The 24,096-nt window shown below is 40.6% G+C and carries 20 protein-coding genes; 16 read left to right on the top strand and 4 right to left on the bottom strand.

Going from position 1 to position 24,096, the window contains the following annotated elements; genetic code table 11:
• The first annotated feature begins 188 nt into the window (after positions 1 to 188).
• The 5 genes from J0J33_RS00850 (at position 189) to J0J33_RS00830 (ending at position 6,856) form a co-directional block, all read left to right on the top strand.
• On the top strand, positions 189 to 1,478 hold the full coding sequence (locus tag J0J33_RS00850; RefSeq protein WP_017368598.1) for an adenylosuccinate synthase: 1,290 nt from the start codon (positions 189 to 191) through the stop codon (positions 1,476 to 1,478).
• Between the two features lie 184 nt (positions 1,479 to 1,662).
• A complete protein-coding gene (locus J0J33_RS00845; protein WP_227671637.1) occupies positions 1,663 to 1,803 on the top strand; it encodes a hypothetical protein in 141 nt (46 codons plus the stop codon).
• Between the two features lie 364 nt (positions 1,804 to 2,167).
• The gene (gene pheS / locus J0J33_RS00840) at positions 2,168 to 3,208 is read left to right on the top strand and encodes a phenylalanine--tRNA ligase subunit alpha (protein WP_019292196.1); all 1,041 of its coding nucleotides are present in this window, start codon (positions 2,168 to 2,170) and stop codon (positions 3,206 to 3,208) included.
• A 48-nt stretch (positions 3,209 to 3,256) separates the two neighbouring features.
• Complete coding sequence (gene pheT, locus J0J33_RS00835) at positions 3,257 to 5,665, top strand: phenylalanine--tRNA ligase subunit beta (RefSeq protein WP_173817158.1); 2,409 nt, start codon at positions 3,257 to 3,259, stop codon at positions 5,663 to 5,665.
• A 159-nt stretch (positions 5,666 to 5,824) separates the two neighbouring features.
• Positions 5,825 to 6,856 (top strand): 3D domain-containing protein, encoded by a 1,032-nt coding sequence (locus tag J0J33_RS00830; protein ID WP_173817159.1) that lies wholly within the window; start codon positions 5,825 to 5,827, stop codon positions 6,854 to 6,856.
• Positions 6,857 to 7,006: 150 nt separating this feature from the next.
• On the opposite strand, the gene J0J33_RS00825 is transcribed toward J0J33_RS00830, so the two are convergent.
• The 4 genes from J0J33_RS00825 to J0J33_RS00810 all read right to left on the bottom strand — a co-directional run bounded on the left by J0J33_RS00825 (position 7,007) and on the right by J0J33_RS00810 (position 8,915).
• The gene (locus tag J0J33_RS00825) at positions 7,007 to 7,201 is read right to left on the bottom strand and encodes a hypothetical protein (RefSeq protein ID WP_019293884.1); all 195 of its coding nucleotides are present in this window, start codon (positions 7,199 to 7,201) and stop codon (positions 7,007 to 7,009) included.
• A gap of 23 nt (positions 7,202 to 7,224) precedes the next feature.
• The gene (locus tag J0J33_RS00820; RefSeq protein ID WP_165717105.1) at positions 7,225 to 7,998 is read right to left on the bottom strand and encodes an XRE family transcriptional regulator; all 774 of its coding nucleotides are present in this window, start codon (positions 7,996 to 7,998) and stop codon (positions 7,225 to 7,227) included.
• A gap of 114 nt (positions 7,999 to 8,112) precedes the next feature.
• On the bottom strand, positions 8,113 to 8,319 hold the full coding sequence (locus J0J33_RS00815; protein WP_019292191.1) for a helix-turn-helix transcriptional regulator: 207 nt from the start codon (positions 8,317 to 8,319) through the stop codon (positions 8,113 to 8,115).
• A 14-nt stretch (positions 8,320 to 8,333) separates the two neighbouring features.
• On the bottom strand, positions 8,334 to 8,915 hold the full coding sequence (locus J0J33_RS00810) for a DUF2975 domain-containing protein (protein ID WP_240265589.1): 582 nt from the start codon (positions 8,913 to 8,915) through the stop codon (positions 8,334 to 8,336).
• 92 nt (positions 8,916 to 9,007) lie between these two features.
• Here J0J33_RS00810 and rsgA point away from each other — a divergent pair, with 92 nt between their 5' ends.
• The 11 genes from rsgA to J0J33_RS00755 all read left to right on the top strand — a co-directional run bounded on the left by rsgA (position 9,008) and on the right by J0J33_RS00755 (position 24,048).
• Positions 9,008 to 9,889 (top strand): ribosome small subunit-dependent GTPase A, encoded by an 882-nt coding sequence (rsgA, locus tag J0J33_RS00805; RefSeq protein WP_165717106.1) that lies wholly within the window; start codon positions 9,008 to 9,010, stop codon positions 9,887 to 9,889.
• Positions 9,861 to 10,067: a hypothetical protein gene (locus J0J33_RS00800; protein ID WP_019292188.1), complete on the top strand. Its 207-nt coding sequence runs from the start codon at positions 9,861 to 9,863 to the stop codon at positions 10,065 to 10,067. Before rsgA ends, J0J33_RS00800 begins: the two co-directional genes overlap by 29 nt.
• Before the next feature lie 8 nt (positions 10,068 to 10,075).
• Positions 10,076 to 10,735, top strand: a complete 660-nt coding sequence (rpe, locus tag J0J33_RS00795; protein ID WP_165717107.1) for a ribulose-phosphate 3-epimerase — start codon at positions 10,076 to 10,078, stop codon at positions 10,733 to 10,735.
• Complete coding sequence (rmuC, locus tag J0J33_RS00790) at positions 10,732 to 12,018, top strand: DNA recombination protein RmuC (RefSeq protein ID WP_165717108.1); 1,287 nt, start codon at positions 10,732 to 10,734, stop codon at positions 12,016 to 12,018. The genes rpe and rmuC overlap by 4 nt, the downstream gene beginning before the upstream one ends.
• A gap of 1 nt (position 12,019) precedes the next feature.
• A complete protein-coding gene (locus J0J33_RS00785; RefSeq protein ID WP_206887974.1) occupies positions 12,020 to 12,964 on the top strand; it encodes a 3'-5' exoribonuclease YhaM family protein in 945 nt (314 codons plus the stop codon).
• A 15-nt stretch (positions 12,965 to 12,979) separates the two neighbouring features.
• Positions 12,980 to 13,849 carry an aldose 1-epimerase family protein gene (locus tag J0J33_RS00780; RefSeq protein ID WP_206921744.1) on the top strand — a complete coding sequence of 290 codons (870 nt, stop codon included), beginning with the start codon at positions 12,980 to 12,982 and terminating at the stop codon, positions 13,847 to 13,849.
• A 90-nt stretch (positions 13,850 to 13,939) separates the two neighbouring features.
• Entirely contained in the window at positions 13,940 to 15,067 is a 1,128-nt protein-coding gene (locus J0J33_RS00775; protein ID WP_019293877.1) for a cation:proton antiporter, read from the top strand.
• A gap of 74 nt (positions 15,068 to 15,141) precedes the next feature.
• Positions 15,142 to 15,771 carry a uracil phosphoribosyltransferase gene (upp, locus tag J0J33_RS00770; protein WP_003133406.1) on the top strand — a complete coding sequence of 210 codons (630 nt, stop codon included), beginning with the start codon at positions 15,142 to 15,144 and terminating at the stop codon, positions 15,769 to 15,771.
• A 149-nt stretch (positions 15,772 to 15,920) separates the two neighbouring features.
• Positions 15,921 to 16,529: a nitroreductase family protein gene (locus J0J33_RS00765; RefSeq protein ID WP_206887969.1), complete on the top strand. Its 609-nt coding sequence runs from the start codon at positions 15,921 to 15,923 to the stop codon at positions 16,527 to 16,529.
• 205 nt (positions 16,530 to 16,734) lie between these two features.
• Positions 16,735 to 17,052, top strand: a complete 318-nt coding sequence (locus J0J33_RS00760) for an ATP cone domain-containing protein (protein WP_003133409.1) — start codon at positions 16,735 to 16,737, stop codon at positions 17,050 to 17,052.
• Between the two features lie 192 nt (positions 17,053 to 17,244).
• Positions 17,245 to 24,048 (top strand): LPXTG cell wall anchor domain-containing protein, encoded by a 6,804-nt coding sequence (locus J0J33_RS00755; RefSeq protein WP_206921743.1) that lies wholly within the window; start codon positions 17,245 to 17,247, stop codon positions 24,046 to 24,048.
• Positions 24,049 to 24,096 lie beyond the last annotated feature (48 nt).

Genomic DNA, 24,096 nt, shown 5'->3' with positions numbered 1-24,096 from the left:
ATAAAGTTAGATATTTCCGAACAAAAAAAGAGATTTATAGCAAAAAAATTATTTCTTACTCAAAGCAAATTATATTTTTTGCTATAATAGGAATAGTGCGATAGGAGCTTTTCAATATCAAAATGCCAGCTGTGCCTCTTGAAAAGGAGACATAGAGCGTACAAATATTAAAAGAAAAGAGAGCTATTATGCCATCAGTTGTTGTTGTAGGAACGCAGTGGGGAGATGAAGGAAAAGGTAAAATTACTGACTTCCTCAGCTCAGACGCAGAGGTTATTGCGCGTTACCAAGGAGGGGACAATGCCGGTCACACTATTGTTATTGACGGCTTTAAGTACAAACTCCACCTTATCCCATCTGGTATTTTCTTCCCAGAAAAAACATCTGTTATCGGTAATGGTGTAGTCATCAACCCCAAAGCCCTGGTAAAAGAAATTGCTTACCTCCACGAAAACGGTGTAACAACAGACAATCTTCGTATCTCAGACCGCGCCCACGTTATCTTGCCTTACCATATCAAGTTAGATGCCCTTCAAGAAGAAGCTAAAGGCGATCAAAAGATTGGTACGACAATCAAAGGTATCGGCCCAGCTTACATGGATAAAGCGGCACGTGTCGGTATCCGTATCGCAGACCTTCTTGATAAAGAAATTTTTGAAGAACGTCTACGTACAAACCTTGAAAATAAAAACCGTGAATTCGTTAAACTTTACGACAGTGAAGCACTTGATTTCGATGAAATCTTTAACGAATATTATGAATACGGTCAACAAATTAAAAAATATGTAGCGGACACTTCAGTGATTTTGAACGATGCGCTTGATGAAGGCCATCGCGTCCTCTTTGAAGGTGCACAAGGTGTTATGCTAGATATCGACCAAGGAACTTATCCTTTTGTTACATCTTCAAACCCATTGGCAGGAGGAGTAGCTATCGGTTCAGGTGTTGGTCCAACAAAAATTGATAAAGCAGTTGGTGTATGTAAAGCCTACACTTCACGCGTTGGTGATGGTCCATTCCCAACAGAGCTTTTTGATGAAACAGGTCACCAAATCCGTGAAGTTGGACATGAATATGGTACAACAACAGGTCGTCCACGCCGTGTAGGATGGTTTGATGCGGTCGTTATGCGTCACTCACGACGTGTTTCAGGCCTGACTCATCTTAGCTTGAACTCTATTGATGTTCTGGCAGGATTACCAACAGTGAAAATCTGTGTCGCTTACGAACTTGACGGAAAAGAAATCACTCACTACCCAGCAAGTCTTAAAGAATTGGAACGTTGCAAACCAATTTACGAAGAAATGCCAGGTTGGTCTGAAGATATTACAGGAATGCGTACTCTGGAAGAACTTCCAGAAACAGCACGCAACTATGTTCTTCGTGTTGCAGAACTCGTTGGTGTCCGTATCTCAACATTCTCTGTTGGTCCAGACCGTGACCAAACAAACGTTTTGGAAAACGTTTGGGAAGCCTAAGGAAATAAATCTAAAAGCAAGCAATCATTGATTTGATTGCTTTTTTTGGTGCCTTTTTTCTCGTATTAGTTGCTAAAAATTAATTATTGATTTTTGGAGGAGAATATTATTGAAAAAGAGAATAAGAGTAGTGCTGTTTGTGAGCCTGAGTTTTGTCCAAATACTTATTGCTATGTTTATAGTCGTGAAAAAATGGCTCCGTACGGCTTTTGAAACGGATGCTGCAGTAGTAAAAACGATTGAAGATGGGATGTTTTCAGGAAATGTCGTAGTCTATCCCACCTATGTCCGCCAGCTTTCAATCTGCCACCAGAAACAGAAGTAGAAGAAAAAGAAATCAATAGGCGTAAGGGGTATATCCTTAAAATCAAGAAGTAATAATTCTTTGAAATTGTTAATAATTGTGGAAAATGCTTAAGGCAGCGATAACCATTGACAAATGAGATAAATCTGCTAAAATAAGAACATATAAAGAATGAGAAGAGTAGGTTACTGGAACGTTTAAGGGAGTGATGTCGTCGACTGCAAATCATCACACGGAAAAGTTATTGAAGTTCACCTCGTTCTAATTTAAAATAGTCTTTAATTAAGTGATAAAATAGGATGGTACCGCGGTTTTCGCTCCTTTGTTTAGGGGTTGAAATCGTGGTATTTTTTGTCATCACGGTTAGAAGGTATTAGGAGAAGAAATGAATTTACAAGAAAAAATTGAAGCTTTACGCGAACAAGCTTTGAATAATTTAACAGCAGCTGTTGAAGAAAGAATGCTGAATGATTTGCGAACAGCAATCATGGGTAAAAAAGGTGAGCTGACAGAAATCCTCAAAGGGATGAAAGACCTAACAAATGAAGAACGTCCAGTTATCGGTGCTCTAGCTAATGCCTTCCGTGACGAATTTGGAGCGAAACTTGAGGAGAAAAAAGCAGAGCTTGAAGCAGCAGCCATGAATGCAGCCTTAAATTCTGAAACTTTAGACGTGACTTTACCCGGTCATGCACCTAAAAAAGGTGCGCGTCATATTTTGACTCAAACAGCAGAAGAGATTGAGGAAATTTTCTTAGGTATGGGTTATGAGATTGTTGACGGCTATGAAGTCGAAACGGATCATTATAACTTTGAGCGTATGAATTTGCCTAAAGATCATCCTGCGCGTGATATGCAAGATACTTTCTATGTAACAAATGAGGTATTATTACGCACACATACATCGCCAATGCAAGCGCGCACGATGGACCAACATGACTTTAGTAAAGGTGGTTTACGCATGATTGCTCCAGGTCGCGTTTACCGCCGTGATACGGATGATGCTACTCACAGCCACCAATTCCATCAAGTCGAAGGCTTAGTTGTGGATAAAAACATTACGATGGCCGATCTTAAAGGTACGCTTGAACTTGTCATTCAAAAAATGTTCGGTGCTGACCGTGAGATTCGTCTACGTCCTTCTTACTTCCCGTTTACGGAACCTTCTGTTGAGGTCGATGTAAGCTGCTTCAAATGTGGCGGCAAGGGATGTAATGTCTGCAAATATACTGGCTGGATTGAAATTCTCGGTGCGGGTATGGTTCATCCTAACGTTTTAGAAATGAGTGGTATCGACAGCAAGGAATATTCTGGTTTTGCTTTTGGTATGGGACAAGAACGTATCGCAATGCTCCGCTATGGTATCAATGATATTCGTGGCTTCTATCAAGGTGACTTACGTTTCTTAGAACAATTTGGAAAATAATTTCAGAAGTAAAGACATAAAAGAATACGGAATAAAAGGAAAAATAAAATGTTAGTATCATATAAATGGTTAAAAAAATTAGTCAACGGTCTTGATGATGTTCCTGTTGCTGATTTGGCAGAAAAAATGTCACTTTCAGGTATTGAAATTGAAGGTGTAACTGTACCAGGACAAGGTTTGTCAAAAATTGTTGTCGGTCAAGTCTTGACTTGTGAAGATGTACCTGAAACACATCTACATATTTGCCAAGTTGATGTTGGAGAAGAAGAACCGCTCCAAATCGTCTGTGGTGCTCCAAATGTCAAAGCTGGAATTAAAGTCATTACAGCACTTGTGGGTGCACGTATCGCGGATAACTATAAAATCAAAAAAGGAAAAATCCGTGGTATTGTTTCCTTAGGAATGCTGTGCGCACTTGATGAAATTGGTATTCCTGAATCTGTTAATCCAATGAAGCATGAAGATGGTATCTATATTTTACCTGAAGATGCAGTGATTGGTGACAGTGTCTTGCCATATCTTGACTTAGATGATGAAATTATCGAACCCGATATCTTGGCCAACCGTGCTGATGCAATGTCAATGCGTGGTGTTGCTTATGAAGTAGCAGCTATCTATGGTAAAACAGTCAACTTTGAAGAAAAAACGGTAACCGAAGTAGCCAAAAAAGCGGCTGACAAGGTAGCTGTAAAAGTGGAAACAAGTACAGAACAAGTTCCGACTTACAAAATTCGTATGATTGAAAATGTCAAAATTGCTCCATCACCACTTTGGCTACAAAATACCTTGATGAATGCTGGTATTCGCCCCATTAATAATGTTGTTGACGTAACCAACTATGTTTTGATGTACTACGGCCAACCGCTTCATGCTTTTGATTTTGATAAGTTTGGTGCAGATGAAATTGTGGTGCGTCAAGCGGATCAAGGAGAGAAAATCGTTACTCTCGACGAGCAAGAGCGGGAACTTAGCCCTGAGGATATCGTAATTACAGCTAATGGACAACCGGTAGCTCTTGGAGGTGTCATGGGTGGCTTTGATAGTGAAATTACTGATCAAACAGTCACAGTAGCTTTAGAAGCTGCACTTTTCAACGGCACTTCAATCCGTAAAACTTCACATAAGTTTGCCTTACGTTCAGAATCTTCAAGCCGTTTTGAAAAAGGAATCAACCAAGGTACCGTACGTGAAGCACTAGACTTTGCAGCAGCCATGATTCAAGAACTGGCTGGTGGAGAGATTCTCTCAGGTGTGGTAGAGTCAAATGACTTCATGCCCAAGCTTCAAGAAGTTAACATTACTTTGGACCGTATCAATGCGGCTTTAGGAACATCACTTGAAGATGCAGAAGTACTTGCGATTTTAGCGCAACTTGGTTTTGAAACACAAGAAAAAGAAGGACAATTTAACATTCAAATTCCTTCACGACGTTGGGATATCAAGATTGAAGCCGATATCGTGGAAGAAGTAGCTCGTATTTATGGCTATGATAATTTACCTAGTACTCTACCTTCAGGTGCGACAGCAGGTGAATTAACTGCCATGCAAAAATTACGTCGCAAGGTACGCACAAACGTTGAAGCGGCAAGACTTTCAGAAGTTATTGGTTATTCTTTAACCACAGCAGAAAAAGCGCAAGAATTTGTAGAAAAACAAGGGCCAACAACATCGTTGATGTTACCCATGACAGAAGATCGTCAAACCTTACGTGGCAGTCAAATTCCGGGTCTCTTAGATATTGTTAATTACAATCAAAACCGCAAAAATGCAGATGTTGCAATTTATGAAGTAGGCAATATTTTTGTAGCAACAGATTCTGAAGATACACGTCCTCTTGAAATTCCACATCTTGCCTTTGCTATTTCTGGAAATGTAGAAGACAAAACCTACAGTTCTGATGCTGTAGCTGTGGACTTTTATTATGCAAAAGCTATTGTTGAACAACTCCTAGCAGGTTATGACAACCTTGCTTTTGAAGCTTATTCTGAAGTCAAAGAAATGCACCCAGGGCGTACTGCACGTATTCTTTTGGGTGACCGTCAAGTTGGTTTCGTTGGGCAAGTTCATCCTGCAACAGCAAAAGCTTATGATGTGAAAGAAACTTATGTGGCTTCACTGGACTTGGATGCAATGCTTGAGCTTGCACCAGCGCAGACAGTCTTTGTGGAAATTCCAAAAGTTCAAGCTGTGCATCGTGACATTGCGATGCTAGTTGATGCAGAGAAAACACATGCTGAAATCGTAGAAACAATCACTTCAAGTAAAGTTAAAACATTAAGCAAAGTTGAGCTCTTTGATATTTATCAAGGTGAAAACTTACCAGAAGGTAAGAAATCAATGGCTTATAGCTTAACTTTCCAAAGTCGTGAAAAGACAATGACAGAAGAAGAAATTGCAAAAGCAATGGCAAAAATTACGAAAAATCTTGTAGAAACTTTAGCGGTTGAAATCCGTTAAATGAAAAACCTTAGAAGTATATTCTAAGGTTTTTATTATGAGTTTTAAAAAAAGTCAAGAGATAAAGTATTAATAAAAGCGGTTTACATTAAGTTTGTATGTCTCTTCGTAATGTATTTGACATCAACCTGCGTTCTTTTTGTGTTAAAATAGTAAAATATGAAAAAGAACAATTGGAAAAAAGGTGCAACTTTACTTGGACTGTCAGTCGGAATGCTGACAATGGGCCTACAAGTTGCTAAAGCTGACGAAAGTACGATTGATAAAGATATCGAGAACTTTCAACAACAGCTCAACTCAGAACTTTCTCAGACAAATGCTATCTACGCAAAAGCAACTGATTCGCAAAATAAGCTAAAAACAACGCAAGAAAAGATTGCAAGTCTGAATCAAGAAATTGAAAGAACTGAGGGAAAATACAATTCTTTAAAAGAAACAGTAGCGAAGCAAATGCGTGCCATGCAAGCTCACGGTGGAGCTTCAGCTTCTGTTCTTAATGTAGTATTGAATGCTAATGATTTTCATGAAGCAATACAGGCTTGGACAAACCTGAGTGTGATATTAAGAGCTGAGGATGCGCAAGCTAAGGACTTAGTTGACACGCAGAAAAATTTGGAAACAATGCAAAGCTCACTTATGCAAACCAAAGATGAGTTAAAAACCGCTCAGGCAGACTACCAAGAGCAAGCGGAGAACCTTGAAGAGAGTATTCATACCCTAAAAAATAAAATGGCTGATAACCAGAACATACTGGAGGAGATGAAAGCCAAAGCAGAAATGTCTAAAGATACAACAGTAGACGAGAATGCAGATCAGCCTAAAATAGAGCAGTTGGCTTCAAAGAAAAATGAAGCACCTCAAGTTTCGGAGCCTAAAGATACGACGATTACAGCTCCGAGTAGTGATGGTGGAACTTCCTTGACTGTTTCGGCTACAGCTTATTCCTCAGATAACGGCTTAGGTTTTATCACAGCCACAGGGATTAACTTGCACCAAAATCCAATGTGTATTGCCGTAGATCCTTCTGTCATTCCCTTAGGAAAGATGGTTGAAGTCCCAGGATATGGCATTGCTATTGCAGGTGATACAGGTGGAGCCATCAAGGGAAATATTATTGATGTCCATCTTCCAACAACAGCTCAAGCGCAAGCTTGGGGACGTAAGACAATTCAGATTAATGTACTTGCTTAACAAACAACAGCATATCTACAGTAGCCTTTCAAAACTACTTTAAGTATGCTTTTTGTTTTGCATTTATAAGTACTAAAAAAGCCCAAGAAGAGGTTATTCAAAGTCTTCTTGGGCTTTTTTTTGTGAGCCAAGGCTGCACTTATCTTTCTTTCATGAAACTTTCTGACCAGTTTTTAACTTTATCGCCGTTGGCAGAGTGATGAATTTTTGAGCTTCAACTTGTTTTACTTTTTTAGTCTTACGTAAATCTCGCTCCTCAGGACTAAACCAGAGGGCTATTTCATAGAGGGCTGCAAAACCTAAGCCCATTCCACCAAACATTAAAACAATTTCTATAAATTCCATTGTGACCTTCTTTTATAATATTCTTAGTTCTCGATTAATTCGGGGGTTATTTCTTCAATACAATCAACGACAGGGCCGACGATCCTTGAAGTTTCTTCATCTAAGTAAAAATCCTTGTATTGCGGATCGGTGTTGAGTGAGTGACAGCGGAAACTTTCTCCATCTCTAAAAACTTGCTTACAATATAGCTGTTCTTCTCCGGGTCCGCCCTCTGAAATGACATAAATATCGCCATCTCTATCAAAACCAGTCGTAACAAAGGTGACAATAGAGAAGTTAGGATACTCTGGTTGCATAGAGTCTCCTTTGATGCGTGCAGCACCATCATAACGGCCTGGACGTACGTCTGTAAAGATGGTGTAAGTCTCTTGGGTGTCATTCAGAGCCTGACCAAAACCAGCAGATAATTGCTCATCAGCTACCTCAATCGTATATAGTTCCTCACGACGGTAAGTACGTAAAGGAATGATATTATCTGAGTCAGGAAGAGTTTGTGGTTTCTGACTGGCAAGAAACTGTGAAAAATTCAAGACATTCTTTTGCTGTTCAGCATCTAACTGTTTGTAAATATCGAGAAGCTCAATAAAAGGAGAATGCCCTTGATTTTCGTTGAGGATAAGATCAATAGGTGTTTTGTAAATATCTGCAAGTTTAGTAATCATTTCTAAAGCAGGATTACTGGTTTTCTTCTCCCAAAGCGCATAAGTCCCTTGAGTGATGTCAAGCATCTCGGCAATTTCTTTTTGAGTAAACTGATGTTCTTTACGTAGCTTCTTTAAGGTTTGTCCTAGATTCATGCTTTCATCCTCTTTTATTGAATTTATCAATATTATAAGCTAAAATAGAATAGAAGTCAAGCTAAAAAATTGAATGAGTCAATAAAAGGAAGCGAGCTTGCTTCCTTACATTTATTAATCTTCTCGATATTCAAGGAGATCTTTAGGTTGACAGTCGAGTGCCTTACAAAGTGCTTCAAGTGTAGAGAAGCGTATTGCTTTAGCCTTACCATTTTTTAAAATAGAAATGTTAGCCATTGTGATACCTACTCGTTCTGAAAGTTCAGTCACGGACATTTCACGCTCTACAAGCATTCGATCTATATGTACTTTTATTGCCATTTTATACTCCTTTCTTAAACCGTGAGATCATTTTCTGACTTAATCTGAATGACACTTTGCAGGAGCTTTTCAATTGTTGCAATAAAGATAGCAACGATCAAAGGAGTAACACTAATGGCCACGCCAATAACCATAATTACCGGTGCATGAATCACCTCGATGATGTGATAGGTCATAGGTAAAATTCCAAGAAGCACAAAGAAAGTTGCAAATGATAATTTTTTAATAGTAGAAATTATCTTTAAGGCCGGCTCAGTAAAGGCGGTACCACGCTCAATAAGTAACAGTATACGATAGACAAAAATCGTTACGACAAGAGATAGGGCCGCAGCTATGTAAAGCGCCAAATAAAAGAGAATTTTTACAAAATAAATATCATGATCAGAGTAGGAACTGATGAGCCCTTGTGTCAAAACAACAAAGAAAAAAAGGATAAATGCAATAACAGGTACAAGTGCAACCTTGAGAAAGGTGGTCTTAATTTTCGATATTTCTTTCATGCTGTTCATTATAAGTGATGGATGATTGATTGTCAAGATGAAAATATCGTTTTGCGATATGAGTTGACTGTGGTTTTCTGCGTATAGATGTATCATTCAAAGAACAATTGTTTTTTATAAGAGAGATAGTCGTAAGGGTTTCAAGGAGCAGAGAATAATAATTATATGAAATGTGTTAAAATATCAGTATGGTAAAAAAAGGACGTATTATTAAATCTTTAGCAGGGTTTTACAATGTAGAATCTGAGGGACAAGTTTATCAAACGCGAGCGCGTGGTAACTTTCGTAAGAAAGGGATGAAGCCAATCGTTGGTGATTTTGTGGACTTTTCAGCTGAAGAAAATTCAGAAGGTTATATCTTAGATATACACAAACGCAGTAACAGCTTGATTCGTCCTTCCATTGCGAATATCGATCAGGCTGTCATCATCATGTCAACGGTTAATCCTGATTTTTCCTTGAACCTGTTGGATCGCTTTCTTGTGTTTTTGGAACATAAAGATATTCAGCCTCTCATCTACATTTCGAAACTAGATTTGCTTGAGGATGTCAGTGAGTATGAACAGTTCAAAAAGAATTATGAAACGATTGGCTATCAAGTTTTCTTTGATTGGAAAGAACTGACAGAAGTATTAGCAGATAAAGTTACGGTCTTTATGGGGCAAACGGGCGCTGGAAAAACAACTTTGTTGAATCTAATTGCGCCAGGTATGAACTTGGCTACGGGAGAAACTTCAGACAAACTAGGACGTGGACGTCACACTACGCGCCACGTGGAGTTCTTTGAAGTGGCGTCAGGCTTAATTGCAGATACCCCAGGATTTTCAAATCTAGACTATGATGTCTCTAACCAACCCGATTTAAATGCGGCCTTTCCAGAAATTTTACGAGAAAGTCATGGGTGTAAGTTTAGAGAATGTACCCATACACATGAACCTTCTTGTGCTGTCAAAGAAGCACTTGAAGAAGGTAGGATTTTAGCGAGCCGTTATGAGAACTACCTACAATTATTAACTGAAATAAACAACACGAGGGAAACTTATGCCAAACAAAGAAAAAAACAAAATTAAAGGGAACATTTGGATGAAGCAAGCCGGCTTTTTAGGTTTAGTGATTCTTTGGGGCCTTATCATTCTGTTTAAAAATAGTTTAGGAGATTGGAAGTGGCCACTTTTTGGCTTGCTTGTTGTCTTAACTATTTGGGGTTTATACCAAATCAATAAAGCTTTCTTTGGCTTGAAAAAATAGGAGGAAACATGAAACAATATACAAATAAAATCGCACCATCTATTCTCGCTGCTGACTTTGGTGCTTTTACAGCAGAAGTCGCAAAGATTAAAGCTGCTGGTGCTGATTATGTACACATTGATGTTATGGATGGTCATTTTGTTGACAACTTGACTTTTGGCTCTGGTGTCGTTGCTGCACTTCGCCCACATACAGATATGGTTTTGGATGTGCACATGATGGTCGAAAATCCAGAAAAATACGTAACGGAGTTTGCGAAAGCTGGTACGGATATCATGAGTATTCATGTTGAAGCAACAGCACATATCCATGGTGCATTGCAAAAGATTAAAGCAGCCGGAATGAAAGCAAGCGTGGTCATCAATCCTGGAACTCCCGTTTCAATGATTGAACCTGTTCTCGGCATGGTGGATATGGTCTTGGTGATGACTGTCAATCCTGGTTTTGGAGGTCAAGCCTTTATTCCTGAAACGATGGATAAAATTCGTGAACTTGTGAAATTACGTGAAGCTAATAATCTAGAATTTGATATTGAAGTTGATGGTGGTATTGACGATAAAACTGTTGACCAAGCACGAGAAGCAGGCGCCAATGTATTTGTAGCTGGATCTTTTGTCTTTAAAGGCGATGTGGCTGATAATATTCAAAAGTTAAGAGATAGATTATGAACGTCGTCATTATTATTCTTTTGATTTTAGCCATTCTGATTGGGATTGCTAATTTTTTCAAAAAGCCAACGTCTAACACCAAACTGAATGCGCGGGTCGAAAATCTGTCTTCAAACCTGACAGAGTTACGTATAGAAATGTCGCAACAGTTGGGGCAAAATCGCCAAGAAATTTCCGGAACAGTTTCAAGCTTATCGCATAATATGAATGCAAACTTAGGAAATCTGACAGAAAATATCAATGCTAAATTTGATTACCAGTTTAAGGATTTACAAAGTTCCAACGAGCAAAAACTAGATAAAATTGCGCTTAACTTAGCAGAAATGTCAGCAGCTATTACGGATAAATTTGACCGTAAGTTTCAGGAGCTGCAAGAGGCTAATGATAAAAAGCTCAGTCAAATTCAGAACACGGTGGATGAAAAGCTTCAGGAAACATTAAACAAAAGGATTTCCCAAAGCTTTGAACAGGTCACAAATCTTCTGACTTCAGTTGATAAAGGATTAGGCGAGATGCGTAACCTAGCCAGTGATGTCGATAGCCTACAAAAAGTAATGACGGGTGTGAAGACACGAGGTATTATTGGCGAGGTACAACTTGGCCGTATCTTAGAGCAAATTTTCACCTCAAGTCAGTACCAGGAGCAAGTCAACATTCAAGACCGAAATGCAGTAGATTTTGCGGTTATCATGCCTGGTAAAGTAGCAGGCAGTGATGTTTTATTGCCGATTGACTCAAAGTTTCCTTTGGAAGACTACCAACGCCTGCAAACTGCGCTTGAAACAAACGATATGCTGGCGATTGAAGCATCACGAAAAGCCTTGTTTGCCGCGGTTAAAGCTCAGGCAAAATCAATTTCGGAGAAATACATCTTACCGCCAAAGACAACCGACTTTGCAATCATGTTTTTACCTATTGAGGGGCTTTTCATGGAAGTGGTAAATAACACAGAACTTTATGAGCAACTCAGCCGTGATTATAAGGTAAATGTTACTGGTCCAACAACCATGACAGCAGTCTTGAATAGCTTGCAAATGGGATTTAAGACCTTACAGATAGAACAAAAATCAAGTGAAGTTTATGAAATGCTTGGGGCTGTTAAAACCGAATTTGGTAAGTTTGAAACCTCGCTTAAGAAAGTTCACGAACGTTTGCAACAGTCCGAAAAAGAAATCAATACGCTGATTACGACAAGAACGAATGTCATGAATCGTAAATTGCGCACGATTGATGCCGTTGACAAAGACACGAGTGCTGCGCTTTTAGAAATAGAAGGGGACTAAGATGGTTCTGATAAAAAACATAGCTATGGGAGAATTTTTTGAAGGATTCTACCTGATAAAATCAGTCGAGCTTCGTCGAACACGCGCAGGTAAGGATTTCCTTGCGATTGTTTTTCAAGATCGGACAGGAACAATCTCGGGCAATATTTGGGATGCCAATCCTAAAGCTGTCAAGCAGTTTGTTGCGGGGCGTGTGGTTCATATGAAAGCCTTAAAAGAACTCTACAACGGTATGCCGCAGGTCAATCGAATTAGCCTACGTTTGCCGGAAGGTAACGAACCAGCTAACCCTGCAGATTATCGTGAAAAATCACCGGTAAATGAGACGGATCTCCGTAAATATGTTGAAAGTATCGTTTTCCGTATTGAAAATGCAACATGGAATCGTATCGTTCGTCATATCTTGAAAAAATTTGACCGTGAATTTTATCAGTTTCCTGCTGCAAAAACCAATCATCATGCCTTTGAAGGTGGATTAGCTTATCATACAACCACGATGCTCCAACTGGCCGAAAAAGTATGTGAAGTTTATCCACAGCTCAATGAATCTTTGATGTTTGCAGGTATTCTTTTGCATGATATGGCCAAATGTTTAGAGTTTACTGGTTATGAAAACACAAGTTATACGTTGCGTGGAAATCTCTTAGGACACATCGTTCTTATCGATGAAGAAGTCAGTAAAGCAGTGATCGAACTTGACATCAGTGATGAAAAAGAGGACTTGCTTTTACTGCGTCATGTCTTACTGAGTCATCACGGCCAGTTAGAATATGGCAGTCCTGTCCGCCCTAAAATCATGGAAGCAGAAATCATTCATCAGATTGATATGATGGATGCTAGCATGATGATGATGATGACCGCTCTAAATAATGTTGAACCGGGACAATCAAGTCAACGCGTCTTTGCCTTGGAAAATCGTAACTTTTATAAACCATTAGATAACTAAAGAGAAGAAGAAAAGATGAAACACACACTTAAAAATAATACATTAACGGTTGCAGTTGACACTTTTGGTGCAGAATTATACTCTGTTCAAAAAGAGGGTATCGAATATCTTTGGCAAGCAGCTCCAGCGTTTTGGGGACGTCATGCTCCTGTTCTTTTCCCGATTGTTGGGAAGTTAAAAGACGGACATTACAGCTACGCAGGTAAAAACTATGAGATGTCAGGACACGGCTTTGCACGTGATACAGAATTCAAACTCGTACAGGAAAAAGAGGATGAGTTGGTTTATGAAATTACCTCAAATGCTGATACACTTGCACAATATCCTTTTGAATTTAGCTTTAAGGTAAGTTACAAATTGACAGGAAATCAAGTGCGCGTACGTTATCAAGTGGAAAACAAAGATGAAAAGACGATGATTTTTGGCGTGGGTGCTCATCCAGCTTTTAATGTTCCTCTCGAAAAAGGCAGCTTTGAAGATTACACCTTGACAATAGCCCCAGCCGAAAAACGTACATTTATTCCTTTAGATTTACCAACGGGTACGCTTAAGAGAGAAGAGCAATCTGAGGTTGAGGTGAGGGATATAACACTGAATCATGAACGCTTTTCAAAAGACGCGCTCGTTTATACATCATCAGATGAAATGTCAGTGGCCTTAACAAACCGTTTAGATAGCCGAAGTGTGAAAGTCACTTGGGAAAATATGCCTTTCTTTGGTCTTTGGAGTCCCTATCCAGCTGAAGCTCCTTTTGTTTGTATCGAACCTTGGGCTGGTATAGCAGATGAAGTTAGCACAACAGGTGAACTTACCGAAAAATTTGGGATGAATCAACTTGCTCCACATGAAACTTTTAGCTGTGAATATGTCATTGAAATAAACTAAGACAAAAAGATAGACAGTAAGTCTATCTTTTTCTAAATTTTTAAGAAAGACCGCGAGAAAAAGCAGCTGTAAATTGCTATAATAGAAAGTATGAATGATATTTTCCAACTTACACTGATTTTAGTGGCTTCATTAGTCGCAACTTTAATCGCAAGAAGAATAAGAATTCCCGCAGTAGTCGGTCAAATACTGATTGGTATTGTCTTAGCACCTGCTGCTTTGGGATGGTTGCAAGGAGGACACACCATTGAGGTCCTCTCCGAAATTGGGGTGATTCTGCTCATGTTTCTGGCAGGGCTAGAGAGTGACCTAGGGGTTTTAAAGAAAAACTTTAAACCTGCTTTACTGGTTGCCCTAGCGGGTGTCCTTGTTCCTTTACTGGTTTTCTGGGGCGTAACAACGATGATGGGCTATGCCTTCTCAACGGCTATCTTTTATGGTATCGTCTTTGCAGCAACCTCTGTCTCGATTACAGTTGAAGTTTTGCAAGAATACGGTAAGCTTTCCACAAAGGCAGGCTCTATTATCTTGGGTGCGGCTGTTGTAGACGATATTCTGGCTGTTTTAGCTCTATCTATCTTCACATCTACACAAAGCTCTTCTGGCAACTTGCCAAAGCAGTTTTTCATGGAATTCCTCTTCCTTATTTTCCTTGTCTTGGTACACAAGTCAATCCCTAAAGTTTGGCGTTTTGTGGAGAAACTTCCGGTCTACGCAAAAAATACAACAGCGGCGCTCATTCTTTGTTTGGTTTTAAGCCTCCTTGCTGATGCAGCGGGTATGTCAGCTGTGATTGGTTCTTTCTTTGCTGGATTAGCTTTAAGTCAAACAGACGTTTCTCATAAGATTGAGGAATACAGTTCCGCTATTGCTTATGTCGTCTTCATCCCAGTTTTCTTCGTTTCCATTGCGATTTCCGTAACTTTCGAGAGCATCTTTGAACATCCAATCTTGATTCTCTTCTTTACTTTATTAGCAGTATTGACGAAGTTTATTCCGGCTTATTTCATCGGGAAATCAACGGGACTTACAAGCTCAGACAGTGCCTTGGTCGGTACAGGAATGGTTTCTCGTGGTGAAATGGCTTTAATCATCGCGCAGATTGGTCTTGCTTCACAAGTGATTAATAGCGATATTTATTCAGAGCTGGTTATCGTGATTATCCTCAGCACTCTGATTGCACCGTTCCTAATCAAGCTCTCTTTGAAAAAAGACTAAAATAACAATAATAACAGACTTATGACAAGAAAAATGATAAAATAGTCAAAGTATATAAAATGAAGGGGTTTCTTATGTCAAACTGTCAAGTAGTAAAACATCCACTTATCCAACACAAACTTTCAATCTTGCGTCGTGCAGACGTTTCAACAAAAGAGTTCCGCGAACTCGTTGACGAGATTGGTATGCTTATGGCTTATGAAGTATCTCGTGACTTGCCTGTACAAGATGTCGAAATTGATACTCCTGTTGCGCACATGACTGCGCAAGAACTTGCAGGGAAGAAATTAGCAGTTGTGCCAATTCTTCGTGCAGGTATCGGTATGGTAGATGGTATCTTGAAACTTATCCCAGCAGCGCGCGTGGGCCACATTGGTATGTATCGTGATGAAGAAACGTTCAAACCAGTTGAATACTTGGTTAAACTCCCAACAGATATCGCTGAGCGCCAAATCTTTTTGGTTGATCCAATGTTAGCTACAGGTGGTTCAGCAATTCTTGCAATTGATAGCCTTAAAAAGCGTAATGCTAACAATATCAAGTTCGTTTGTCTTGTTGCAGCACCAGAAGGTGTAAAAGCAGTCCAAGAAGCGCATCCAGATATTGATATCTATGTTGCAGCACTTGATGATCACCTTAACGAACATGGCTACATCGTTCCAGGACTTGGTGATGCTGGAGACCGTTTGTTCGGAACAAAATAATAAAACTTTAAAACGTTAGAGAGTAAAAGCTTTCTAGCGTTTTTTTATAAAAAAAATAAAAATCCTGAGCTAAATAGTTTACAAGCGTAAATTTATGTGTTAAGATTACACTTGTAAACATAAATAAGAAAATAAAAGGAGACATTACTATGTCATTTATCAACTCACTCAAAAATCGTCGTTCAATCTACGCACTTGGTAAAGATGTTAAAGATGCAGACCAAGCTATCGAAACAATTAAAGAAGCAGTAAAACACAGCCCATCAGCTTTCAACAGCCAAACAACACGTGTACTTATCGTTACAGGTGAGGCGCAAGAAAAACTTTGGGGCCAAATCGTGGCTAACGAATTGAAAGCAACAATGAAAGCACAAGGTGTTCCTGAGTCAGCTTGGGAAGGTACAAAAGCAAAACTTGATGGCTTCAAAGCTGCTTATGGTACAGCTCTCTTCTTCGAAGATCAAGACGTCGTAAAAGGTTTGCAAGAACAATTTGCCCTTTATGCAGACAACTTCCCAGTATGGAGCGAGCAAGCTTCAGGTATCACTTCAGTCAATGCATGGACAGCTCTTGCAGAACTTGGTATTGGGGCAAACTTGCAACACTATAATCCAGTTATTGATGAAGCAGTTGCTAAAGAATGGAATGTTCCAGCAAACTGGAAACTACGTGGTCAACTCGTATTCGGTTCTATCGAAGACGAAGCAGGAGAAAAAACTTACATGGCAGATGATGACCGTTTCATTATCGTAAAATAAGTTAATAAAGGCCTTAGGGCTTTTTTTTGTAGGAAAAATGATAATTTGCTATAATAAAAGAAAGTAATACTACTCGAAAAAGACTAGCGTTGCTACTGTTTGAGGCAATAAAATATTTTGAGATAATCAAGATATGAGCCAAAATATGATTTCGAAAAATTCCTTAGAACTAAGGACGCAAGATAAAGCACATAAAGGAGAAGATATGGAAGCAAAATTGCTCAATAAAGTAGTGATAAAACGTAATGGTCGCGTTGTCGATTGGGATTCATTTCGTATACAAACAGCGGTTTTTAAAGCTGCAATTAATGGAAAATACAAAGACAAACCCTTGCATGCCAATATGATTGCCAACAATGTTGCTAAGGTTGTTGAGAAAGTTATCGCTGAAATTCCTTTTGATAAGATTGAGATTGACACAATTCAAAACCAAGTGGTCAACCAGCTCAATGACTTTGACAAAGAAGTGGCAAAAGATTTCCTTGAATATAAAGTGAAACAAGAAATTAATCGTAAGCACTAATAGCGGGACTATATTGAAAATAAAAAGCAGATTCTCTGAGAAACTGCTTTTTGTGTTCCTTAATTAAAAACAAATGAGTGTAATATTACTTCTTTATAATTTTAATCTTTGATATAATTTGTAATATGAGAAACATTACGTTATATCCGAGCGGTATCATGAGATTCCCAAAAGATTTCAGGAGAAGAATATATGACAGAAAGAAAAGTAATCAAAGCAAAGAAGCAAGCCATACGCCGTGCGCGACTTAAAAAAGCAGGCACTGTCGCTGCAATGTTGCCACTTGTAATGTCCAAAGGTGCACCTGTAGCTACACTCATCCGGGGCCGACATGATGAAGAAGTGCCCGGTATCGAACAAGTTGTCGAAATGCCTGAGCAGGAAATCGCAGACGTTGTCTTGCCAGAAACACCTGCTGAAGCAATGTATGAAGAAGAAAAAGAAGCTGAGGTGCTAGAAGAACTGGAGATACAGGAAATTTCCGAAACTCCAGCTACTTTTGAAGCGCCACAAAACTTTGAGGCACCACGTTTTTCTGAAGGGGGATTGACTCAGTTTGAGGCCAGTGATGCTTATGTGGGGATTGCGCCTTTGGCGGTGAATTGGGGTGCTAAAGAGACGTGGCCTGTTGCGCAAATTATTAGTGTACAATGGGAATCAGCTACTAGGATAAGGATTCATTTTGAAACAACAGCTGACAATGGTAAAACTTTAGGTACTGGTCAAATTGACAGAATGCAATTTAGAGTAAGTGTCGGTGATGAGCTTGTGGATTATGTGAGCTATGCAGGGACTGAAAACAGTCAGGGTACGACATACATTGTGTTTCTGGAGGGGATAACACAAGATCTTTTTGGAGACGTCACCGTTTATGCAGGCGATCCCTTTCCACATCAGGGAGGAGATGATTCTTTCCGTCTTGCAGGTAGTTCCGTACGACCGAATCATCATGTACCCATCGTTATTACAGAAGAACATATTCGTCTTGGGAGAGTGGCAGATAAGTTTGTGGGGGAGGATGCCCTAGTTTCATATTCTGATGTTATGGACTGGCCGTTCTTGGACTTGCCACAGTTAGGATTTACAGGAAGTTTTGATTTTATAAGTAGAATATCGAATATTGAGTTTGCAAGCACAGCTATTGTTGGACCGTCCCCAATCAATTATGGAGCTGTTGATTGGGAAGAGATACGTGGAGCTATTGAAGACGAACTTGAACGCCAAACCAATCTCCCTGCAGAGCAGTACTATCGAGTCGACCTTTCTGCCTTACAAAATTTCACTAACACAGGTCTTTTCGAGCAAGCAAAAGTCCGTGAAAATGTACCTGTGGCGCTTCAAAATATCGTGGTCAATCGTGGTCGGGTAGAGACACGTCCTTTCGATGCAACTCGGACAGTAAAACATATCGAGGAGCACCTCTCACTTGTCTTTGATATTGAAATGGCGAACGGTGAAATTATTGATGACATCCCACCGTTAACGATTGAACTGCCCGTAGAGAGTTTGCTTTACGACCAAGCAGGACTTTGGGCATCTTTCGTTCATCTGGCAGGACATGGCGATCAGCGTGCAGCAGTTCAGGAAGCTGTAGCGCAAGCCGTTGCTGAGACTCAACTTCCAGATGAACTTAGTGCGGCTTTGCTTGGGCAGCTGACCGAGAGCATCATCGCTCAGTCGATGGTACGTAATCAGCCTAACGCAAATGGTCTCTACGACGGTCAGATAACCCTCGCTGATGCAAGTTTTACTCCAACGACTATCGGTCAACTTCAAAGTGTACCCAATAAGGTATTTGATAACACTAATCTTATCGGGGATGTTCAAGACAAATACGTCTTTGAGTTTGCAATCAAGGGAGATAGTCCTGGTGGAGAACGACGTTTTGCCACAGCAACTTTGGTTATCGAGCGTGAATATTTGAAATTTGCCGACTCTCATGTAGGTACTCACAAAATCATAGTATCGCCTTATGTTTACACGACCTTGGTCTTCAGCGCTGATAGAGATGATGATGCTTTCAACGCAGAAGAATTGACAGTTTTCGAAGCGGAATACCGTAAGCATATTGAAGGAAAAATCCAGATTCTGGCAGAGAATGGCGGACTCTTTAGCGATGCACAGATTACACCTCGACCAGTCACATGGACAGCAGGAACTGTTGCTGACAAGGATTATGATGGGACTACTGATGTATTGATCTTTGAGGCACCTAAATTAAACTTAACCGACTTCGCTGATGGTGACGATAATATCATTACTGTTGACTTTGGTACTGACTTGGCGGAACGTTTGCAGTTTGCTCAAAGTTTACCGGGGACGTGGGAGATTGAAGGACTTGATTTCGATGAAAGTATGCTCAAGCGTCTGGATAGGAATATAGCCGGTAATTTTAACTATAAGATTGTCGACCTTCCGACTTTTAATCCCGCGACCATTCGTCCTTTAGTTTTAGATATTGACGATATTGACAGACTTAAATTTGTTGAAGGTACGGTTGACCGTGAGTATGACGCAACAGATGTTTTCACGAATAACTTGCCGAGAATTAATGTTTCTATTACAGGTGTAGATGATGGAAATACCTATCAGTTTGTCTTTGATACAGAGTCTATTCTGCGTTTTCCTGAGCGACATGTCACATCTGGTTTAGTTTCGGTAGTTTTGGAAGACTCAACGATTGGTTTACAAATTCAGGGAAGTACAGTTCAACCTGTTCAGATTTCCTCAGACTTGCAAGAGGCTCTACGTGGGGAACTTTTCCTCGGCGAAATTACGCCACGTGAAGTTTTCTGGGGCATGGGCAAGGTAAAAGATAAGCCTTATGACAGAACTGATGTCGCTATTATCGAAGATGGAGGAATGCCACAACTTATCGCAGTAAGTGATGGAAGTGATGGTATCTTTGCTATAGATGAAGATGGTCCTGATGCTCTTATTCTAGACCTTGGTTTAGCCACATTCGCATCTGAAAATGTCGCCCGTAACGCACAAGGCGGTGTCATCGCACAAGAAATTACTGCTACAGGCGATTGGAGCATTGGTGGCGGCGACAATAGGCATAACTATGTCATAGTGGCGCATCCAGCTGCAAGGACGATTGGCTTTGACATGCCAAGCAATATCTTCGGTCAATCTGCTTTCGAAATGCCGAACTTCTTGCATGAGGTGCATCTGAAACCGAGCTTTGCTGATGCAACGATTCGCCCGCTAGATGTTCATTTCACAGGTGGTTATTTACGAAGCGCCAGCAGGGAATATACCGGTATGCCGATAAACCCAGAAATAAGTGAGTTTGAACTGCCAACTTTACGCACGATTCGAGTTGATAAGCAAGATGTACTGGACCAGGACCTCCTAGAACTTCGAGTAGGTCCAGTGAAGGGTGAATTTGTTCATCAAAATAATCTTAATGTAAGTACTACGGAAAATCCTGCAAGGTCAGCTTTAACAGGTTGGAGGATTAGCGGAACAAACCCACAAAACTACGAGTTGAAAGACTCTCCGGATATTGAGTGGACTATCGCTCCACGAGCGGTACAGCATTGGAAAGATATAGCGGGTGCACAAGCGGGACGTGCAGTCAAACGCTTTGATAATACAACGGCTTTCTCAACAGAACATCTCACAAGCTTGCCACGCTTGGCTGGATTGTCTTTGAACATTGACAACTGGGATTTATCCTTTAACAACCAACATGCGAATCCTAACTTTTATGGCGCGCATACGCTGACTGTTGGAAATGAGACAGGGGTTCGTGAGCAGCTGAATGTCTTGATTGGTCCTAACCAAGTCCTACATGATGATTTTTGGTTTGACACTCTTTTCGATGCGGAAATCTTCCCACGTATCTTGAAATGGAATGAAGGTGTTATCGAACCACGTTCGTACAACGGTGGCAATAACATTACAGGAACTATTGTCCGACCAGAATTAGTCGCATCAGAAGAGGGTCATGAAATCATAGATCATCAGGTGTTTACTGAATATGACTCAGCTCTATTAGATAACTTGGTCTTCCCAAGTGCTGCACCAGGAACACATAGATTTGACTGGAGCGAGATAGACATGCGTCACGTCTTTTCTGATCCTGTACATGAGCACAACTATGTTGTGCCGGAAATTCCTGTAACTTTCGCGACAATCTTCCCGGCGCACGTGAGCAAGGAGGATATTCTCTCTTATGGCTTTACCGTTCAGAGTCGAGAATATGATGGTACAACTGAGATTTCTGAGAATAACTTTGTAGCTAATATTCTTCTTGACGGAGATTATGAGATTCAACTGCCTTACCGTGTGGAAGGACTGCGCTTTGATGAAGTACACGCTGGGACAAACGTGCTTGATTTTGTCAACATTGTCTTTGATGAGAAGCTCGCAGAATTCTTTGAAGACTATGAAGGTGAAATTCGTGAACGTATTATAGATGAAATCCTCAGATATCGCGATGCAGAAATCGAACCACGTCGTATTGAGTGGACTGTGGGCAAAGTTGCCAATAAGGAATGGGACGATACGGATGAAGTACACAACATTCTTATCGAACCTGAGCTGACACGACCTTCGAGAGACAATCTGGTCATGAATGACAGAGCTATCGTTGCGCGTGATGAGGGTATTATTACTAAAGTTCTGGGTAGAGCAAGGTTTACCCAGACAGAAGTAGGTAACGACATTCCAGTAAATTCAGATGGTAACTGGAATCTATCGACAAGTGATGCGGATGAATACCCACTGACAAACTACATTTTTGACTGGATACATGGCGCTCCAGGAGAGATGGTCCAGCCGAGTTTTAACCCAGCCAACATCGAACCAGTCGCTGTCACAGAAGTACGCCCAATGCCAGCAGATCAAGACGAGATGGAAGCCAACGTCCTTTACATCCAGACAGGCTATATCCAACGACAATATAATGGCAGCTCTGAGATTGACCTCAACGAAGATGTGCGGATCGAACCTGTATTTGCCCTGCGCAATGCAAAAGATAAAAAAATTGCACTTTCACTAGACAACTTGGTAGATCTTGATGTTCGCTTCTTTGATAAAGATGTCGAATATGATAATGGGAATGTTATGGACAAGCCACTTATCATAAGGATTGCAGGCTTTGCGCATGACAACATCACGCTGTCTGATGATGGCTTGCGTGAGATTGAGCGCCTGCTCTTCACAGGTCGAATCACACCGCAGGAACTTAGAACGGAAGACGTTCGTCTTGGCGGAAATCGCACGATTCATAAGATTTACGATGGCGAAACAGACTGGGAAGTTGCAGAATGGCCTGATTCAGCTAATCCAGGGCAGACGATTAGAGCTTTCCCAGAGCTTTGGGTTGAAATTAAGGAAACGGACGAAAGAATTCCTATCCGTTTTGACGAAAACAACTATGCAATTGCCTTTGCGGATCGTCATGCAGGTCCTAATAAGTCAGTCACTGTAGATGGTTTCTACTTAGATTCACGAAATGTGAGCTTGAGGACTGACCTCAGGGATTATATGAGAAACAATTTACTGACGGGAACCATTAGTCCGATGACAATTCACTGGACACAAGGACAGGTCGAGAGACGTTCGTATGATGGCACTGAAGAGGCAGTGATTTCGTCTAGGCCAGATTTGCCGATTTTGTATATTGACCTTGAAAACGGCGGCGTTATTATCCAGAGGGGTGAAGCGTGCTTTGATGATAGGAATGTACGTTTTGATGATGCGGACAATGTTGTTGCTATGCCGGTTCATGCGACAGGCGAGTGGAGTATTTCTGGAGTAAACTCGGGCAACTATCATTTACAATTGCCACTCCACCGCGTACTTCATGCAATGATTCCAACAAGCCAGACTCTTTCGACTATCGTGCCACGACCAGAACAACGTGTAAATCCATTATTTGAGAGCCAAATCATTGACCCGCTTTGCCTACGCTTTAACGGTCGGAAAATAGCAGAGCGTGTCTTCAATTACGATTACTACTTCATGGCAGAAGATAAGTCTTACGAGTACGGTATTGAAGCTGGTTTCACTAATCCAGAAAAATGGACAAATGTAGAAACCGGCCAACCGATGAACGTGTTGGGCGACTACTATTTAACGATAGTTTTTGTTGATCAGATGTCACGCTTGGCAAATGGTCAACCCCATGTAGCTGAAGATGAGTTGATCTTTGTTGACGAGCAAGGCAATAAAATTGGAAGAGCAGATGTTCGTGTAGAGTTGCGGGATGAGCAAGGTAATGTCAACCGTAACTATCAGTATGTTTTTGATGAGAATGTTGAAACGATAGGGCGAATTACCAAGGCTCAAGGTTTACCAGTCACGCGACCACAAGCGGCACGCATCACTGAAACAGAGATTGAACTTTTCCACTCAACTATCACGAAACATCAACCCTTACTTGAAGAAATGCCTTTCCTCTTTGAACCTTTCAGCTTTGGTGATGCAGATACAGCCGATGGAAGAAGGGAAAATCTTTTTGCGCCAGCTACAGCCTTTGACCTAGGACCTTACAAGATTGAATATTCGATTTCACTGTCAAATGATCCGGAGGACTTAGGAGCAGCTGATTGGCAGACGTCCACGCTCTTTACAGATTTGACACCAGCTACAGAATACTTCCTCTTTGCCCGTCAAGCGGATCATCATAACCGTTATGCTGGAGCGATTATTTCGGGGCTTGCTTCGGTAGTGACTTTAGCAGAACCACGAGTTGAACCTGAAAATGGAGATGCAACGAATAACGATAGAGCTGAAGAAACACGCCGACCAGGGGAACCTAATGGTGAGGATAAACGCGACCAACTAAACGACTTCCCAAGTGATGAAAATCTCGTTAATGAGAGGCCCCCTATGGAGGGCTCGGTACCCATAGAGGAAAAACAAGAAGAAAGAACAGAATTACCAAGGACAGGAGATATGGTTGCCTCTGGACTTGGTATCCTTGGCTTAGCAGCTCTAGCCAGCGCAGCTATTTTACGAAAAAAGAATAAAAAAGAGTAAGCTCTACTCTTGAAAAGAATGTTTCAAAACGAGAAGATATACGGATTT

It is taken from the genome of Lactococcus sp. LG1267, from assembly GCF_017309545.1.
Lineage (GTDB): Bacteria > Bacillota > Bacilli > Lactobacillales > Streptococcaceae > Lactococcus > Lactococcus petauri.
The sequence above is the reverse complement of the archived record's forward strand: the minus strand, read 5'-3'. Positions and strand labels throughout refer to the sequence as shown.

What these genes read in the sequence shown, in the direction of transcription:
- J0J33_RS00785 (WP_206887974.1), top strand. Translation starts at nt 12,020, where the DNA reads ATGGTTCTGATAAAAAACATAGCTATGGGAGAATTTTTTGAAGGATTC.
- rmuC (WP_165717108.1), top strand. Translation starts at nt 10,732, where the DNA reads ATGAACGTCGTCATTATTATTCTTTTGATTTTAGCCATTCTGATTGGG.
- J0J33_RS00780 (WP_206921744.1), top strand. Translation starts at nt 12,980, where the DNA reads ATGAAACACACACTTAAAAATAATACATTAACGGTTGCAGTTGACACT.
- rsgA (WP_165717106.1), top strand. Translation starts at nt 9,008, where the DNA reads ATGGTAAAAAAAGGACGTATTATTAAATCTTTAGCAGGGTTTTACAAT.
- J0J33_RS00800 (WP_019292188.1), top strand. Translation starts at nt 9,861, where the DNA reads ATGCCAAACAAAGAAAAAAACAAAATTAAAGGGAACATTTGGATGAAG.
- J0J33_RS00765 (WP_206887969.1), top strand. Translation starts at nt 15,921, where the DNA reads ATGTCATTTATCAACTCACTCAAAAATCGTCGTTCAATCTACGCACTT.
- J0J33_RS00815 (WP_019292191.1), bottom strand. Translation starts at nt 8,319, where the DNA reads ATGGCAATAAAAGTACATATAGATCGAATGCTTGTAGAGCGTGAAATG.
- pheS (WP_019292196.1), top strand. Translation starts at nt 2,168, where the DNA reads ATGAATTTACAAGAAAAAATTGAAGCTTTACGCGAACAAGCTTTGAAT.
- J0J33_RS00760 (WP_003133409.1), top strand. Translation starts at nt 16,735, where the DNA reads ATGGAAGCAAAATTGCTCAATAAAGTAGTGATAAAACGTAATGGTCGC.
- J0J33_RS00825 (WP_019293884.1), bottom strand. Translation starts at nt 7,201, where the DNA reads ATGGAATTTATAGAAATTGTTTTAATGTTTGGTGGAATGGGCTTAGGT.
- upp (WP_003133406.1), top strand. Translation starts at nt 15,142, where the DNA reads ATGTCAAACTGTCAAGTAGTAAAACATCCACTTATCCAACACAAACTT.
- J0J33_RS00775 (WP_019293877.1), top strand. Translation starts at nt 13,940, where the DNA reads ATGAATGATATTTTCCAACTTACACTGATTTTAGTGGCTTCATTAGTC.
- J0J33_RS00810 (WP_240265589.1), bottom strand. Translation starts at nt 8,915, where the DNA reads ATGATACATCTATACGCAGAAAACCACAGTCAACTCATATCGCAAAAC.
- rpe (WP_165717107.1), top strand. Translation starts at nt 10,076, where the DNA reads ATGAAACAATATACAAATAAAATCGCACCATCTATTCTCGCTGCTGAC.
- pheT (WP_173817158.1), top strand. Translation starts at nt 3,257, where the DNA reads ATGTTAGTATCATATAAATGGTTAAAAAAATTAGTCAACGGTCTTGAT.
- J0J33_RS00820 (WP_165717105.1), bottom strand. Translation starts at nt 7,998, where the DNA reads ATGAATCTAGGACAAACCTTAAAGAAGCTACGTAAAGAACATCAGTTT.
- J0J33_RS00850 (WP_017368598.1), top strand. Translation starts at nt 189, where the DNA reads ATGCCATCAGTTGTTGTTGTAGGAACGCAGTGGGGAGATGAAGGAAAA.
- J0J33_RS00755 (WP_206921743.1), top strand. Translation starts at nt 17,245, where the DNA reads ATGACAGAAAGAAAAGTAATCAAAGCAAAGAAGCAAGCCATACGCCGT.
- J0J33_RS00830 (WP_173817159.1), top strand. Translation starts at nt 5,825, where the DNA reads ATGAAAAAGAACAATTGGAAAAAAGGTGCAACTTTACTTGGACTGTCA.